Source organism: Umezawaea sp. (assembly GCF_036375055.1).
Taxonomy (GTDB): Bacteria; Actinomycetota; Actinomycetes; order Mycobacteriales; family Pseudonocardiaceae; genus Umezawaea.
In genome coordinates this window covers 67,857-83,124 of record NZ_DASUSQ010000173.1, presented here as the reverse complement: position 1 = coordinate 83,124, position 15,268 = coordinate 67,857, and the positions used below count along the sequence as shown (strand labels likewise).

At 72.5% G+C, this 15,268-nt stretch carries 15 protein-coding genes; 7 read left to right on the top strand and 8 right to left on the bottom strand.

What is annotated here, in order from left to right; translation table 11 throughout:
• Positions 1-219: 219 nt before the first annotated feature.
• Both VFZ92_RS41045 and pgm read left to right on the top strand, forming a co-directional pair.
• Positions 220-1,227, top strand: a complete 1,008-nt coding sequence (locus VFZ92_RS41045) for an EcsC family protein (protein ID WP_330883369.1) — start codon at positions 220-222, stop codon at positions 1,225-1,227.
• A 58-nt stretch (positions 1,228-1,285) separates the two neighbouring features.
• Entirely contained in the window at positions 1,286-2,923 is a 1,638-nt protein-coding gene (gene pgm, locus VFZ92_RS41040) for a phosphoglucomutase (alpha-D-glucose-1,6-bisphosphate-dependent) (RefSeq protein WP_330883367.1), read from the top strand.
• 44 nt (positions 2,924-2,967) lie between these two features.
• Here pgm and lysS read toward each other — a convergent pair whose 3' ends face one another.
• Both lysS and VFZ92_RS41030 read right to left on the bottom strand, forming a co-directional pair.
• A complete protein-coding gene (gene lysS, locus VFZ92_RS41035) occupies positions 2,968-4,605 on the bottom strand; it encodes a lysine--tRNA ligase (protein ID WP_330883365.1) in 1,638 nt (545 codons plus the stop codon).
• 33 nt (positions 4,606-4,638) lie between these two features.
• The gene (locus VFZ92_RS41030) at positions 4,639-5,274 is read right to left on the bottom strand and encodes a hypothetical protein (RefSeq protein ID WP_330883363.1); all 636 of its coding nucleotides are present in this window, start codon (positions 5,272-5,274) and stop codon (positions 4,639-4,641) included.
• 18 nt (positions 5,275-5,292) lie between these two features.
• On the opposite strand from VFZ92_RS41030, the gene VFZ92_RS41025 reads away from it, so the two are divergent.
• Together VFZ92_RS41025 and VFZ92_RS41020 are read left to right on the top strand one after the other, a co-directional pair.
• Positions 5,293-5,460 carry a hypothetical protein gene (locus tag VFZ92_RS41025; protein WP_330883361.1) on the top strand — a complete coding sequence of 56 codons (168 nt, stop codon included), beginning with the start codon at positions 5,293-5,295 and terminating at the stop codon, positions 5,458-5,460.
• 192 nt (positions 5,461-5,652) lie between these two features.
• Positions 5,653-6,270, top strand: a complete 618-nt coding sequence (locus VFZ92_RS41020) for a hypothetical protein (protein WP_330883359.1) — start codon at positions 5,653-5,655, stop codon at positions 6,268-6,270.
• Here the strand turns inward: VFZ92_RS41020 and ilvA are convergent.
• A complete protein-coding gene (gene ilvA / locus VFZ92_RS41015) occupies positions 6,263-7,504 on the bottom strand; it encodes a threonine ammonia-lyase IlvA (protein ID WP_330883357.1) in 1,242 nt (413 codons plus the stop codon). The genes VFZ92_RS41020 and ilvA overlap by 8 nt on opposite strands.
• Before the next feature lie 65 nt (positions 7,505-7,569).
• Here ilvA and VFZ92_RS41010 point away from each other — a divergent pair, with 65 nt between their 5' ends.
• From VFZ92_RS41010 to VFZ92_RS41000, 3 genes are all read left to right on the top strand, one after another.
• On the top strand, positions 7,570-8,346 hold the full coding sequence (locus tag VFZ92_RS41010; RefSeq protein ID WP_330883355.1) for an isocitrate lyase/phosphoenolpyruvate mutase family protein: 777 nt from the start codon (positions 7,570-7,572) through the stop codon (positions 8,344-8,346).
• Positions 8,347-8,460: 114 nt separating this feature from the next.
• Positions 8,461-8,928, top strand: coding sequence for a DUF732 domain-containing protein (locus VFZ92_RS41005; RefSeq protein ID WP_330883353.1), 468 nt, complete (start codon positions 8,461-8,463; stop codon positions 8,926-8,928).
• Positions 8,929-8,971: 43 nt separating this feature from the next.
• A complete protein-coding gene (locus VFZ92_RS41000) occupies positions 8,972-9,835 on the top strand; it encodes an SDR family oxidoreductase (protein ID WP_330883351.1) in 864 nt (287 codons plus the stop codon).
• On the opposite strand, the gene VFZ92_RS40995 is transcribed toward VFZ92_RS41000, so the two are convergent.
• The 5 genes from VFZ92_RS40995 to VFZ92_RS40975 all read right to left on the bottom strand — a co-directional run bounded on the left by VFZ92_RS40995 (position 9,804) and on the right by VFZ92_RS40975 (position 15,250).
• Positions 9,804-10,277 (bottom strand): MarR family winged helix-turn-helix transcriptional regulator, encoded by a 474-nt coding sequence (locus tag VFZ92_RS40995; protein ID WP_330883349.1) that lies wholly within the window; start codon positions 10,275-10,277, stop codon positions 9,804-9,806. The two genes, VFZ92_RS41000 and VFZ92_RS40995, sit on opposite strands and share 32 nt — an antisense overlap.
• Positions 10,255-11,343 (bottom strand): LLM class flavin-dependent oxidoreductase, encoded by a 1,089-nt coding sequence (locus VFZ92_RS40990; protein ID WP_330883347.1) that lies wholly within the window; start codon positions 11,341-11,343, stop codon positions 10,255-10,257. The genes VFZ92_RS40995 and VFZ92_RS40990 overlap by 23 nt, the downstream gene beginning before the upstream one ends.
• Before the next feature lie 80 nt (positions 11,344-11,423).
• The gene (locus tag VFZ92_RS40985; RefSeq protein WP_330883345.1) at positions 11,424-12,569 is read right to left on the bottom strand and encodes a CU044_5270 family protein; all 1,146 of its coding nucleotides are present in this window, start codon (positions 12,567-12,569) and stop codon (positions 11,424-11,426) included.
• Positions 12,562-13,122, bottom strand: coding sequence for an RNA polymerase sigma factor (locus VFZ92_RS40980; RefSeq protein WP_330883343.1), 561 nt, complete (start codon positions 13,120-13,122; stop codon positions 12,562-12,564). The genes VFZ92_RS40985 and VFZ92_RS40980 overlap by 8 nt, the downstream gene beginning before the upstream one ends.
• Before the next feature lie 112 nt (positions 13,123-13,234).
• Positions 13,235-15,250: a prolyl oligopeptidase family serine peptidase gene (locus tag VFZ92_RS40975; RefSeq protein WP_414720120.1), complete on the bottom strand. Its 2,016-nt coding sequence runs from the start codon at positions 15,248-15,250 to the stop codon at positions 13,235-13,237.
• Positions 15,251-15,268: the final 18 nt, after the last annotated feature.

Sequence of the window (15,268 nt, the reverse complement as noted above, 5' to 3'; positions counted from 1 at the left end):
GGGGCTCGACCCCGAGGCCGGTTCGGGGTCGAGCCCCGACCCCGGACCGGGTTCCTCCCCGAGGCGCTCGACCCCGCCGGTCGGCAGGCTGGAACCCGACCGGGGCCACTGCTGATCGACACCGGGGTTCCCGCGGGCGCGAACGGGTACCTACCTGGCGGCGACCCCGCCGGGGCGGAGAACCGAACGCGATCACGGACGAGTAGGTAGGTTGGTGGGATGTCGGTCAGCAGCGGGATGTCCGAGTACGACAGCAGGGCGTGGGCCTCGCTCATCGAGGGCGAGCAGACCACCGAGCGCTCCCTGCTGCCCGCTGTCGTGCGGAACCGCCTCCAGAGGACCGGTGAGGTCGCCAAGCGCCGCATCGACTCGATCCCCGGCTCGGAGAAGTTCCAGGACCTGCTGATGAAGGCGCTCGGCGGCTTCACCGACCTCGGGTCGCGCGCCGCGCGGGCCAGCGTCCGGTCGAGCGCGGTGGTCAAGTCGTTCCAGAAGCGCGGCCACGCCGTGGAGAGCATCGAGGACATCCGCAAGCTGCCGCTCAAGGTGCTCGACGACGTCAAGCCCCGGCTCGACATCGCCTACATCAGCGCCTCCACGGTGCAGGGCGCCGCCGCGGGCCTCGCGGTCTCCGGCGGCGAGCTGCTCGGGCTCGCCAGCGGCGGCGCACCGGGCGCGGGCGTCGTGGTCGGCGCGATGGCCGCCGACGCCGCCGCCGTGCTGGTCGCGAGCCAGCGCGCGGTCGCCCACGTCGCCGCCTACTACGGCTACGACCTGACCCGGCCGGAGGAGCAGATGTTCGCCCTCGGCGTGCTGAACCTGGGCACGTCGTCGGACGTCACCAAGGCCGCGGCCTACCTGGAGCTGAACAAGCTCGTGCAGGGCCTCGCCCGCAAGCACACGTGGGACCAGCTGCGGCAGAACGTCGTCACCAAGGTCGTCGAGCAGGTCTACGCGCAGCTCGGCATCCGCCTCACCCAGCGCAAGCTCGGCCAGGCCGTGCCGGTCGTGGGCGTGCTGATCGGGGCGGGCATGAACGCGAAGACGCTGTCGCGGGTCGTGGACGACGCCGAGCACGCCTACCGCAAACGGCACCTCCAGGAGAAGTACGGCATCGTCGACGACGTGCCCCTGCCGACCGTGACGGCGGTGCGCGACGACACGATCCCTATCGTGGACATCCTGGACGCGGAGATCGTCGAGGCAGAGCCCGACGTGTCCCCTTGACCTCGGTGCGCGCGGAGGGGTCTGCTCTACCCCGCAGCCCAGAGCGAGGAGAACACCCGTGGCAGTCCACCCGCGCGCCGGTCAGCCCGCGACGCGAGCCGACCTGGTCGACGTAGCCCACCTGGTCACGTCGTACTACGCGGAGCACCCGGACCCGTCGGTCGCCGAGCAGCGGGTCGCGTTCGGCACCTCCGGGCACCGGGGGTCGGCGTTGAGGACCGGCTTCACCGACGACCACATCGCCGCCGCCTCGCAGGCGGTGTGCGAGCACCGGGCACGGGCGGGCGTCACCGGCCCGCTGTACCTCGGCCGCGACACGCACGCGCTGTCCGAGCCCGCGTTCGTCACGGCGCTGGAGGTGTTCGCGGCCAACGACGTGCAGGTGCTCGTCGACAGCCGCGAGGGCTACACGCCCACGCCCGCCGTGTCGCTGGCGATCCTGGTCCACAACGCCGGTCGCGTCGACGGCCTCGCCGACGGCGTCGTCGTCACCCCGTCGCACAACCCGCCCGAGGACGGCGGCTTCAAGTACAACCCGCCGGACGGCGGCCCCGCCGACTCGACCATCACCAGGGGCATCCAGGACCGCGCCAACGAACTGCTGGAAGCGGGCCTGGTCGGCGTCAAGCGCATCCCGCTCTCGCGGGCCCGCCAGTCGGCCAAGCCGTTCGACTTCCTCGACCTCTACGCGTCCGAGCTGCCGTCCGTGGTCGACCTGGACGCCATCCGCTCGGCGGGCGTGCGCATCGGCGCCGACCCGCTGGGCGGCGCGAGCGTCGCGTACTGGTCGGAGATCGCCGACCGGCACGGCATCGACCTCACCGTGGTCAACCCCGTCGTGGACCCCGCGTTCGGGTTCATGACGCTCGACTGGGACGGGCGCATCCGGATGGACTGCTCCTCGCCGTACGCGATGGCGTCGCTCATCGAGCGGCGCGCCGAGTTCGACGTGGCCACCGGCAACGACGCGGACTCCGACCGGCATGGCATCGTGACCCCCGACGGCGGCCTGATGAACCCGAACCACTTCCTCGCCGTGGCCATCGACCACCTGTACTCGCACCGCTCCGACTGGGCTCCTTCCGCGGCCATCGGCAAGACCGTGGTGAGCTCGTCGATCATCGACCGGGTCGCCTCGTCGCTGGGTCGACGGCTGGTCGAGGTGCCCGTCGGGTTCAAGTGGTTCGTGCCGGGCCTGCTGGACGGTTCCATCGCGTTCGGCGGCGAGGAGAGCGCCGGGGCGTCGTTCCTGCGGCGGGACGGGCGGGTGTGGACGACCGACAAGGACGGCCTGATCCTCGCGCTGCTCGCGTCGGAGGTCATCGCGGTGACCGGCAAGACTCCGTCGGAGCGGTACCGGGAGCTGACGGCGTCGCTGGGCGACCCGGTGTACGCGCGGATCGACGCGCCCGCCACGCGTGAGCAGAAGGCGGCGCTGGGGGCGTTGTCGCCGTCGCAGGTGGCCGTGGAGGAGATCGCGGGGGAGAAGATCCTCGACCGGCTGACCAACGCGCCCGGCAACGGGGCGGCCGTGGGCGGGTTGAAGGTCGTGATGGAGTCGGGCTGGTTCGCGGCGCGGCCGTCGGGGACGGAGGACGTGTACAAGCTGTACGCGGAGTCGTTCAAGGGGCCGGAGCACCTGGCGCTGTTGCAGCAGGAGGCGCAGACGGTGCTGGACGGCGTGCTGGGCTCGTAGGGACGGAGGTGGGGGCCTCCTCGCGGAGGCCCCCACCGGTCAGCTCAGTCCGACAGCAGCTTGCGCACGCGGTCCGCGCCCACCGCCAGCAGCAGCGTGGGCAGGCGGGGACCGGTTTCGACGCCCACCAGCAGGCGGTACAGCAGCGCGAAGAACGCGCGCTGCGCGACCTTCAGCTCCGGCGTCGGCTTGACGTCCCTCGGCAGGCCCGCCTGGTCCTTCGGCACGCCGTAGACGAGGTCGGTCAGGCCGTCCAGCGACCAGTGCGTGTCGAGCCCCGCGACCAGCAGGCGCAGTGATTCGCGCTGCTGCTCGTCCAGCGACGCGATCAGCTCGACGTCGGCGTGCTCGCGGACGCGGGTGCGCTGCTCCAGCGGGACCTGGTTGGTGATCCAGTGCGCGGCGCGGTCCAGCCTGGGGCGGACCTCGTCGAGCGTCTCGACCGGGCGTGAGGGGTCCAGGTCGCGGATGATGCGCAGCGTCTGCTCGGGGTCGCCGGTCGTGATGTCCACGATGGACGCCAGCGTGCGGTAGGCGATCGGGATCGGCGTGCTGGGCAGCGGGCCCGCGGCCGTGCGGACCGCGCGGTCGTGGGCGAGCGCGTCCACGGCGACCGCGGTGCCGTCGGCGAGCTTGCGCTCCAGCGCGTCCCACTCGTCGTAGGTGCGCTGCACCTCCTGGTCGAACGCGATCTTGAACGACTGGTTGGGCTTGCGGCGCGCGTACAGCCAGCGCACCAGCGGCGCCTCCATGATGCGCAGCGCGTCGCCCGGCGTGGGCACGCCGCCCTTGGAGCTGCTCATCTTCGCCATGCCGGAGATGCCGACGAACGCGTACATCGGGCCGATCGGCTGCTTGCCGCCGAACACCTCGCGCACGATCTGCCCGCCCACGACGAACGACGAGCCGGGGGACGTGTGGTCCACACCGGACGGTTCGAACACGACACCCTCGTAGGCCCAGCGCATGGGCCAGTCGACCTTCCACACGAGCTTGCCGTGCGTGTGCTCGCTGAGCAGCACCGTCTCGGCGTGGCCGCACACGCAGGTGTACGACAGCTCGGTCGTCTCGTCGTCGTAGGACGTGACCGTCGTCAGGTCGCGGTCGCACACCGAGCAGTACGGCTTGTACGGGAAGTACTGCTCCTCGTCGTCCTGCTCCGTGACGGGCTTGTCCTTGGTGCGGTACCGGTCGAGCACGGCGTCGATCGCCGCCCGCTCGCGCACGGCCAGCAGCACCTGGTCGCGGTAGGCACCCGAGGTGTACATCCGCGTCTGGCTGACGCCGCGGTACTCGATCCCCAGCTCGGCGAGCGCCTCGATCATCGGCGCCTTGAAGTGCTCGGCCCAGTTCGGGTGCTCGCTGCCCTCGGGCGCGGGAACGGACGTCAGCGGCTTGCCGATGTGCTCGGCCCACGACGGGTCGATGCCGACGGGCACCTTGCGGAACCGGTCGAAGTCGTCCCACGACAGCAGGTGCACGACGTCGTGGCCGCGGCGGCGGATCTCGTCGGCCACCAGGTGCGGCGTCATGACCTCGCGGAGGTTGCCGAGGTGGATCGGGCCGGACGGGCTCAGGCCGGACGCGCAGACGATGGGTTTGCCGGGCGCCCGGCGTTCGGCTTCGGCGATGACGTCGTCTGCGAAACGGGAGACCCAGTCGGCCTCGGTCTGAACCTGCATGGGTCCGATTGTCCTACGGCGTGCCGAGCGCGTTCACGCCGGGATGTCGACCGCGATCTCCGCGCTCAGCTCCGCGCCCAGTTCCAGCTCCAGCCCGTCGCCGCTCCAGAACCTGCCGGGGTCGTACCAGTTGACCCGCCGACCGGTCGGCAGCAGACCCATCGCCTCGTAGGTGACCGCCACGACCTCCGCGCAGTACGCCGTCTCCAGGGCCGCGTCCGGCTCGCCCCGGCGCAGCTTCGGCAGCCGCCCCCGCAGCCACCGCGTCGCCAGCTTCGCCGTGGACGGGAACGGCGTCCCGTCCAGCCGCGCGATCGTCCTCAGCACGGCGTCGTCGGTCTCGCGGGTGTGCGCGTGGTCGAGCTGCCGCAGCCACGCCCGCTGCCCGTACCTGTTCGCCCACACCAGCACCGCGCTGCGCAGGTCGTGAAGCTGGACCCCGCGCTGGTGCGTGCCGGTCCACACGTCCGTCAGCGACTTGCCCAGCTCGGCGTGCCACATCAGCGGCGGCAGGTCGTCGATCACCACGGCCATGCCGACGTGGTTGACCGGGCTGTTCGTCGTCATCCGGATCGCGCGGTCGGCCGCCGAGTCGCCCCGGAACAGCCACACGTCACCGGTGCGGGTGAGGTTGACGGCTTCGTCCAGGGTGATCCGCGTTTCGGCCATGGGCGCTAGCCTAGGCAGATGAAGCTGTGGAAGGTGCTGGGGCTCGCGGGTGTGGTCGGAGTGGCCGCGACCGGGGCGGTGGTGGCCCGTGCCGAGCGCAAGCGGCAGGCCTACACGCCGGACGAGGTCCGGGAACGGCTGCACGCGCGCATCGCCGAGGCGGAGACCGCCGAACAGGTCAGGTGAGCGCGCGTCGCCCTTTCTCGCGGCACGTCGTGGTGGAACAATGGTTCCCGCGGTCGGGGAATCCGCGGTCCACCGGAGGCGACGCTGTACCAGGACGATTCCTCGACCCGCCCGCATTCCGGCGGGCGCAGCAAGAACACGATGTCGGGTTCGGTGCGCGGAACCTCGGTCCAGGGCGGTTGGATCGGTTCGGTGAACATCGCCCCGCAGCCTCCCCCGTGGCGGAAGGCGCTGGTGGTGGCCCTGGTCGCACTCCTGCTGGGAGTCAGCGCCGTGGTGGTCGCGATCGTGCTCGACGGTTCCGAGAAATTCACCCCACCCGCGCACGATTCCAGCACCACCGGAATTCCGCCCACCTCGGGAAAGGCGTCGGAAAGGACCGAACCGGACACCACAACGACGGCGAAGGGGATTCCCCTCACCACCACGGCGAGACCCGCGGTGGAATACCGCGTCGAGGGTCCCGTGCGGACCGGGGGAGCGGAACTCGGCGCGTCGACCGGGTACGACCTCGACCGCGATCGGGGAGCGTTCCCGAGCGAGGGCGCCGACGTGCTCCTGGACTGCTGCGCGCTGCACGCGCTCGCCGACGGCGAGATGAGCTTCCCCCGCGGCGACCAGCCCGCGGACTGCCTCGACCAGCCCACGCGGCAGGAGCTGGCCGTGGGGGAACTCGGGGAGCACCCGACCCTGTGCGTCGTCACCGACCGGGGCGCGCTGGCCACGGTGCACGCCACGCTGGTGTCCGGTCCGCTGGAGAGCGGCCCGCGCGTGTCGGTCACCTACGAGCTGTGGACGGTGTCTAGATGAGGAACCGGTACGCCGTCGTGCCGGGCGCCACGTGCTGGATCCTCAGCGGGCTGGCCTTCATCCTCGCCCACAGCGGGTCGTAGTCCTCGCGGCTGCCGATCTCCACGCCGCACAGGGCCGCGCCGGTCTCGCGGTTGTCGCGCTTGACGTACTCGAACAGGACGATGTCGTCGTCCGGGCCGAGCACCTCGTCCAGGAAGCGGCGCAGCGCGCCCGGCTCCTGGGGGAACTCGACGAGGAAGTAGTGCTTGAGGCCGCGGTGCACCAGCGAGCGCTCGACGACCTCGGCGTAGCGGCTGACGTCGTTGTTGCCGCCGGAGAGCAGGCAGACGACGGTCTCGCCCGGCTCCACGGAGACCGACTCCGCCAGCGCGGCCGACGCCATCGCGCCCGCGGGCTCGGCGATGATGCCGTCGACCTGGTAGAGGTCGAGCATCTCGGTGCAGATCTGGCCCTCGGAGACCGTGACCAGCGACGCGCCCGAGTCGCGGACCAGCGGGAAGCTCGCGTCGCCCACCCGGCGCACGGCGGCGCCGTCCACGAACGTGTCGACCTCGGGGAGCGTGACCGGACCACCCGCGGCCAGCGCGGCGATCATGCTGGCCGCGCCCGCGGGCTCCACGCCGACCAGGCGGGTCTCCGGGTGGCGTTCGGCCAGCCACGTGCCCAGACCCGCCAGGAGACCGCCGCCGCCGACCGGGACGACGACCACGTCCGGGGCGCGGCCGAGCTGGCCCAGGACCTCCAGGCCCACCGTGCCCTGGCCGGTGATGGTGCGGACGTCGTCGAACGCCGGGACGACGGTGGCGCCGGTCCTCGCGGCGTGCTCGGCCGCCGCGGTCGCCGCGTCGTCGTAGGTGTCGCCCTCCACGACCAGGTCGACCACGTCGCCGCCGAGGGAGGCGATGCGCTGGCGCTTCTGCCTGGGGGTGGTGCTGGGGACGTAGACGCGGCCGCGCACGCCGAGCCTGCCGCACGCGTAGGCGACGCCCTGGCCGTGGTTGCCCGCGCTCGCGCAGACGGCACCGGCCTCGCGTTCCGCGTCGTCGAGCTGGGCCAGGAGGTTGTAGGCGCCCCGGAGCTTGTAGGAGCGGCCCACCTGGAGGTCCTCGCGCTTGAGCCACACGTCGGCGCCGGTCGCGGTGGAGAGGCGGTCGTTGCGCTGGAGCGGGGTGGTCAGGGCGACGCCCTGCAGCCTGGCGGCGGCCGCGGACACGTCATCTGCGAAGGACATGGACCGGGATTCTCCTCCGCGAGGGTCGCCGCGCGCGCACGAGGGCGGCGAATAGGGTCGGGGGTATGAGCTCACTCGCCTCCAAGGCCACGACGTTGTTGGACCTGCACCGCGCGCCCTCCCTGCTGAAGGTGGTGAACGTGTGGGACGTCATCTCGGCGACCGTGGTGGCCGACGTGCCGGGGACCACCGCGCTGGCCACCGCCAGCCACTCGATCGCGGCCTCGTACGGCTACCCGGACGGGGAGAAGATCCCCGTCTCGCTGATGATCGAGGCCGTGGGGCGGATCGCCGCGGCCGTGTCGCTGCCCGTCACGGCCGACCTGGAGGCCGGGTACGGCAATCCGGGCGAGACCGTGCGGCGCGCCATCGGGGTGGGCGTCGTCGGGGCCAACATCGAGGACCAGATGAAGCCGCTGGGCGAGGCCGTGGCGGCCGTCGAGGCGGTGCTCAAGGCCGGTGAGGCCGAGGGCGTCGACTTCGTGCTCAACGCCCGCACGGACGCGTTCGTGCTGGGCCGGGACCGGGACCCCGCCGACGTGCTGGCCGACGCGGTGGAGCGCGGCAAGGCCTTCCTCGACGCCGGGGCGCCGGTGGTGTTCGTGCCCGGCCCGCTGGACGAGGCCGCGGTGTCGACGCTGGTGGAGGCGTTCGGGCCGCAGCGGCTGTCGGTGATCGGCGCTCCGGGGAGCCTGCCGCTGGCCCGGCTGGAGGAGCTGGGCGTGGCGCGGGTCTCCTACGGGCCGTTCAGCCAGCAGGTGGCGCTGACGGCGTTGCAGGACCTCGCGGTCGACGTGGTCGCGGGCGGCGGGCTCCCCGAGGGCACCCGACGGCTGAACTGAGGCCGCCCCGCGGTCCGGGCGCACGGCCCGGACCGCGTGTCCGGCGTCGGCGGCCGGGCCGCTACGGTCGGGCGTGCTGGGCGGGTGTCGGGCAACGGTCTGGGGAGGTCCACCTTGAGGTGCCGCGTCGTCGTCCTGGCCGCTGTCGTCGTCGCGGTCGCCGCCGGGTGCGGCGACTCCTCGTCGACCACGGCCCCCGCGTCCACCACCACCACCTCCGGTTCCGCCACGTCCTCCGCCGGTGCGGCGCCCTCGGAGCCCGCCGCGTCCGGCACCCCCGCGGCACCGCCGTCGGCCGCCGCGACGGGCACGACCGGCTCCCCGCCCGCCGCGACGCCCCCGCCCCAGCCGCCCCCGCTCCAGGACAGGGCGGCGCTGTTCCTCCAGGCGCTGACGGCGGCGGGCGTGCCCACCAGCACGAGCGGGGCTGCCGAGGTCGAGACCGCGCGGGGCGTGTGCGCCGCACTGGCCGCGGGGACGCCGAGGGTGAAGGTCGTCGACGACCTCGCGCTGCGGGGCGGGTTGACGACCGAGGAGCAGGTCGACGCGCTCGTGACCGCCGCGGAGACGACCTACTGCTGATCGAGGGCGGTGGTCGTCCTGCACCGCTCCTAGCCTCACCGCCATGACTGATCACAAGACGATCCTGGTGACCGGTGCGACGGGGACGGTCGGAGGGCACGTGGTCGGGCGGCTGTCGGCCGCCGGTCACCGGGTCCGGGCGCTGACCAGGGAGCCTTCGCGGGCGGCGCTTCCCGCGGGCGTCGACGTCGTCCGGGGCGACCTCGCGGACGTGGACAGCCTCGACGGGGTCTTCGACGGGGTCACCGCCGCGCACCTGATCACCTTCGACAGCGCCGCGTTCGGACCGTTGACCACGGCGGAGGAGATCGTGGCGCTGGCGGAGGAGGCCGGGGTGCGGCGGGTGACGGTGCTGAAGGGCGACCTGGAGCCGAGCCCGCTGGAGGTGGCGATCGAGGCGAGCGGACTGGAGCGGGTGTTCCTGGCGCCGGTCGAGTTCATGGCCAACACCCTGGAGTGGGCGGAGTCCATCAAGGCCGGGGGCGTGGTGCGGGAGGGCTTTCCGGACGTGCCGAGCGCGCTGGTGCACGAGGCGGACATCGCGGCCGTCGCCGTCGTGGGGCTGACCGGCGCGGACCACGGGCTCGACCACTGGATCACCGGGCCGGAGGCGCTGACGCCGCGCGAGCGGGTGCGGATCATCGCCGACGTGCTCGGCCGTGAGGTGGAACTGGTCGAGTTGAGCAGGGACGAGGTGGTGGCCGGGTGGCGGGGGAGCGGTTTCGCGGAGGAGGAGGTCGAGTTCTTCCTGCGCATGCGCACCGACCCGCCCGAGGCGGGCTACCGGGTGCTGCCCACGGTGGAGGAGGTGACGGGCGTGCCCGCGCGCACGTTCGCGTCGTGGGTGCGCGAGCACGCCCCCGCCTTCTGGGCCGCTAGTCCGGAATGGACTCCTGGGCCAACCTGAGCTTGTCGCACAGCCGCCGCAGGGTGCGCAGCTCCTCGTCGTCCAGAGCCGTGCCGACGTAGCGGCGGATGCCGGCGGTGTGCCGCCTGCCGACGGTGCGCCGCACGGCCGCGCCCGCCTCGGTCAGCACGACCACCGTGCCGCGCCCGTCGGCGCGGTCCGGTTCGCGCGCGACCAGGCCCGCCGCCTCCAGGCGCTCGACCATGCGGCTGAGCGAAGGCTGGCTCAGGAGGACCTCCCGGTTCAGGTCGCGCAGCCGGGCCCGCCGGTCCGGCCTGCGGCTCAGCGTGAAGAGCACGTCGTACTCCCGCAGGCTGATCGGGTCCCACACGTCGTCGGCCGCGAACCGCCGCAGGAGCGCGGACTGCGCTCGGAAGAGCGCCTCCCACGACTCCGCGGCGAGTTCGGTGCGGCTGGGCTCAGCCGACGGGGGCGGCGTCACGGGCCAGCTTCCTCGACGCGTGGGTGGGCGGGTCGGACGGCACGTCGGCGGGCCTGCGGGCGTCGAACTCCCGGCGCAGCACCGGCGCGATCTCGCCGAGCATGTCCAGCTGCTCCAGCACGACCTTGAGCGGCAGGCCGGCGTGGTCGAGCAGGAAGAGCTGGCGCTGGTAGTCGCCGAAGAACTCCTGGAACGTCAACGTCTTCTCGACGACCTCCTGCGGGCTGCCGACCGTCAGCGGCGTCTGCGCGGTGAAGTCCTCGAGGGACGGTCCGTGGCCGTAGACGGGCGCGTTGTCGAAGTACGGGCGGAACTCGCGGACGGCGTCCTGGGAGTTGCGGCGCATGAACACCTGGCCGCCGAGGCCGACGACCGCCTGGTCGGCGCGGCCGTGGCCGTAGTGCTCGAAGCGCTCGCGGTAGAGGTTGATCAGCCGGATGTAGTGCTCCTTCGGCCAGAAGATGTTGTTGGCGAAGAACCCGTCGGCGAAGTAGGCGGCGATCTCGGCGATCTCCGGGCTGCGGATCGAGCCGTGCCACACGAACGGCGGCAGGTCGTCCAGCGGGCGCGGCGTGGAGGTGAAGCCGTGCAGCGGGGTGCGGAACTTGCCCTCCCAGTCCACGACCTCGTTGTCCCACAGGGTGCGCAGGAGCTGGTAGTTCTCGACGGTGAGGGCCATGCCGTCCTGGATGGACTTCCCGAACCACGGGTACACCGGCGCGGTGTTGCCGCGGCCCAGCATCAGGTCGATGCGGCCGTCGGCGAGGTGCTGGAGCATCGCGTAGTCCTCGGCGATCTTCACCGGGTCGTTCGTGGTGATCAGCGTCGTCGACGTGGAGAGGATCAACCGCTCCGTGCGGGCCGCGACGTGGCCGAGCAGCGTCGTCGGCGACGACGGCACGAACGGCTTGTTGTGGTGCTCACCGGTGGCGAAGACGTCCAGGCCGACCTGCTCGGCGTGCTCGGCGATGGTGACCATCGCCTTGATCCGCTCGTGCTCGGTGACCGTGGTGCCGGTGGTGGGGTCCGGGGTGACGTCCCCGACCGTGAAGACGCCGATCTGCATGGTGCCTCTTCCAAAGTCGATGCGTTTGCATGAACATTGAGGTGAACACCAGGCAGACCGGCGTCTATTCCCCGAGGTCACTAGGACGCGGGGACCACGCCGATCGCGTCGGCGACCTTCGTCGTCACGGACACGCTGCCGGTCACGGTGCCGGGCTTGATCCAGGGGTAGTCCGCCTGCTCCTTCGCGACGGTCTGCTCGCCGATCACCTCGCCCTTCTCCGGGTCCACGATCAGGTCGCGGCGCTCGGAGTCGCTGTCCAGGCCGAGGGCGATGCCCGTGCGCCCGTCCGGGGTGCTCGCCTCCTCGACGACCTTCACGCCGTCGATCTTCGCCATCGCGCGCAGGAACGGTCCGCGCAGGTCGGCGGGCATGATCCCGGAGGTCAGGAACTGGATGCCGAAGTGGAACATCGTGGTCGGGGCCGAGCCGCGCTGGGAGGTGTAGTCCCTGAGCCACGCCAGCAGCTGGTCGGGGTCGCGGGGGAGGTCCTCGTAGAACGCGGGCTGCGCCATGTCGGTCTTGTCGCCGCAGACCTTCTTCGGCTGGGCCTTGGGGAAGAAGTCGCCGCACGCGCCGCGCCGCTCGCCCGTGTCGGTGTCCACCGGCTGGTACGCGGGCACCTCGGACGCGGGCGTGGAGCTGCCGATCAGCTTCGCGTCACCGGCGACGCGCCTCTCCAACCACTCCCGCGTCACGTCCCCCGGGATCCAGGTCTGGTAGGTGACGTCGGCGAGGTACGTGTAGCCGGTCGGAGCGCTCACGACCTCCTGCGAGGTCCCGACCTGGAATCCGCGCAGGTAGGAACCCCTGACCTCGATGTACCGGTACTGGCCCGGCCTCAGCTCCGGGTCCGTCGCGGTGATCTTGTCCGCGGTGTCGTTCAGCACCTGGGAGGCCGAGAGCAGCGACACGTCGCGCTTGGTGGGCTGCTGCGAGGTGGTCGGCTGGGCCGACTGCGCCGCGGGCTGCCGCTCCGGCGCCCCGCCGCTCCCGCCGAAGGCGACGGCGCCCCCCACGAGCGCGGCCGCCGCGGCGGCGACGCCGACGACCAGCCCGCGCCTGCGGAAGGGCGACTTCGACGGAAAGGAGGCGGGTGCGCTCGCCGAGGACGCTTCGGCCATGAGCTTCGCGCGGGCGTCGTCGAGCGAGCGGTCGGACACGCGGGCCTCCAGGTGCAGCGAGGCGAGCGCCTCGTCGAGTTCGTGGTCGCCGCGCTCAGTCATCGCGGTTCTCCTCGTCGGTGGGGCGGAGGTGCGCCTTGAGCTTCTGGCGCACGCGGTGCAGGCGTGATCGGACGGTGCTGGCGGGCACGCCGAGGGCGGCGGCGACCTCGACCGGTTCGAGCCCGGCCCACGACGTCAGCAGCAGCACGTCGCGCTCCTGCTCGTTCAGCGCCGCCAGGCCGTCGGCCAGGAGCCGGGTGTGCCGCTGGGCGTCCAGGCGGTCGACGATCTGCGCGTCGTGCTCGGTGCCCGCCTCCCGCAGCGCGTAGACGCGTGCGGAGGCCCGGTAGCCGCGGATCTCCGTGCGGACGTGGTTGCGCGCCAGGTTGGTGGCGATCCCGTACAGCCAGCCGCGGACGGGGGCCTGCGCGGGGTCGTAGGTGGCGCGTCTGCGGAGGGCCACCAGGAAGGTCTCGGCGACCAGGTCGTCCGCGATGTCGACGCCGACGCGGCCCGCCAGGTACCCGTGCAGCGCTCGGGCGTGCGTGTCGAACAGCCTGGCGAACGCGGCCGCGGGTTCCGCGTTCGCCAGGTCTGGACGCGTCTCGTCCACGTCCGGTGCGCCTCGCGCTCGTTGTGCTCTGCGTTCCTCGATCCGGTTCACGCTGGTTCTTGTCCGGGGACGCCGCCGGCGTCCCCGGACGGGCCCGGCCAGGTGAGCGGGCTCACTCCGCCAGCGTGTCCCAGAGGAACGTGTAGGTGAGCGCCCACATGAACGCCGACTGCTCGTTGTCGGCCGCCGCGCCGTGGCCGCCCTCGATGTTCTCGTGGTAGGGCACGTCGTAGCCCAGGTCGTGCAGCTTGGCGACCATCTTGCGCGCGTGTCCGGGGTGGACGCGGTCGTCGCGGGTGGACGTCATGAACAGCGTCGGCGGGTACGGCCTGCCCGCCCGTGCGTTCTGGTAGGGCGAGTACTCCTTGATGAACTCCCAGTCGGCGGGCTCGTCGGGGTCGCCGTACTCGGCCATCCACGACGCGCCCGCGAGCAGCAGGTGGTAGCGCTTCATGTCCAGCAGCGGCACCTGGCACACGATCGCGCCGAACAGCTCCGGGTAGCGGGTGAGCATCACGCCCACGAGCAGGCCGCCGTTGCTGCCGCCGCGGATGCCGAGCCGCTCGGGCGTGGTGATGCCGCGCGCGACCAGGTCCCTGGCCACGGCGGCGCAGTCCTCGTAGGCGCGGGACCGGTTCTCCCGCAGCGCGGACTGGTGCCACTCCGGCCCGTACTCGCCGCCGCCGCGCAGGTTCGCGACCACGTACGTGCCGCCGCGCGACAGCCAGCCCAGGCCCGCGGCGGAGTTGTAGCCGGGCCGCAGCGACACCTCGAACCCGCCGTAGGCGTTCAGCAGCGTCGGACCGCCGGGCCCGCCGGGCGGCGTGACGACGAAGTACGGCACCCTGGTGCCGTCGTCGGACGTGGCGAAGTGCTGCGCCACGGTCATGCCCTCGGCGTCGAAGAACGCGGGCGCCCGCTTGAGCACCTCGACCTCGCCCCCGACGTGGCCCAGGCGCAGCTCGGACGGCACCGTGTACCCGCTGGAGGAGATCAGGTACTCGTCGCTCTGGTGCGGGTCGGTGCCCACGACGTCGGCGGTCTCGAACTCGCGCACGCCCGCCAGCGGCTCCCGCGACCAGCCGTCCGGTCCGGGCGTGAGCACCTCCATGCGGGTCTGCACGTCGCGCAGGATGCTGAGCACCAGGTGGTTGCGGGTCCACACGTGGCCGGTCAGCGACGTGTGCGCGTCCGGCGTGAACAGGGTCGTCAGCTCCCGCCCGCCCGCGAGGAAGTCGTCGAACGGGGTCGCCAGCAGCGCGCCCGCCGGGTGGGTCGTCGCGCCGACCGTCCACGGCGTGCGCAGGCCGATGAGCAGCCACTCGCGGTGCACGTCGGTCTCGGCGTCGTCCGGCACCTCGATCCGGACCAGGCCGCCGTCGTCGGCGCGCAGGAACTTCTCGGCGGTGTAGAACGTCATGGCGCGCCGCACGAACGTCCGCTCGAACCCCTCGGTCGAGTCGTGGTGCGCCCGGTTCCACACGTCGTCGGTCTTGCCCGCGTAGACGACGGTCGCCGTGTCGAGGGGCGTGCCGCGCCGCCACTCCTTGACCACCCTCGGGTAGCCGGAGCTGGTCAGCGTGCCCGGCCCGAAGTCCGTGCCGACGAACACGCGGTCGGCGTCCAGCCAGCCCACCGACGACTTGGCCTCCGGCAGGCTGAACCCGCCGCTCACGAAGTCGCCCGCCTCCAGGTCGAACTCGCGCACCACCACGGCGTCCGCGCCGCCGCGCGAGAGCTGCACCAGCGCCAGCCGGTACTCGGGGCGCAGCACGGCCGCGCCCTTCCACACCCAGTTCTCGCCCTCGGCGGCGGCGACCGCGTCCAGGTCCAGCAGCACCTGCCAGTCCGGCCGCTCGTCGCGGTAGGAGTCGAGCGTCGTGCGCCGCCACAGGCCGCGCGGGTGCTCCGCGTCCTGCCAGTAGTTGTAGAGGAACTCCCCGCGCCGCCGGACGTACGGGATCCGCTCGTCGGAGTCCAGCGCGGCCAGGACGCCCGCCCGCAGGGCCTCGAACTCCTCGGACCCGCTCAGCGCGCCCAGCGTGCGCTCGTTCTGGGCGCGCACCCACGCGAGCGCGTCCTCCCCTGTCACGTCCTCCAGCCAGAGGTAGGGGTCATCGGCGGGCACGGCGAGTTCCTCGGTCAT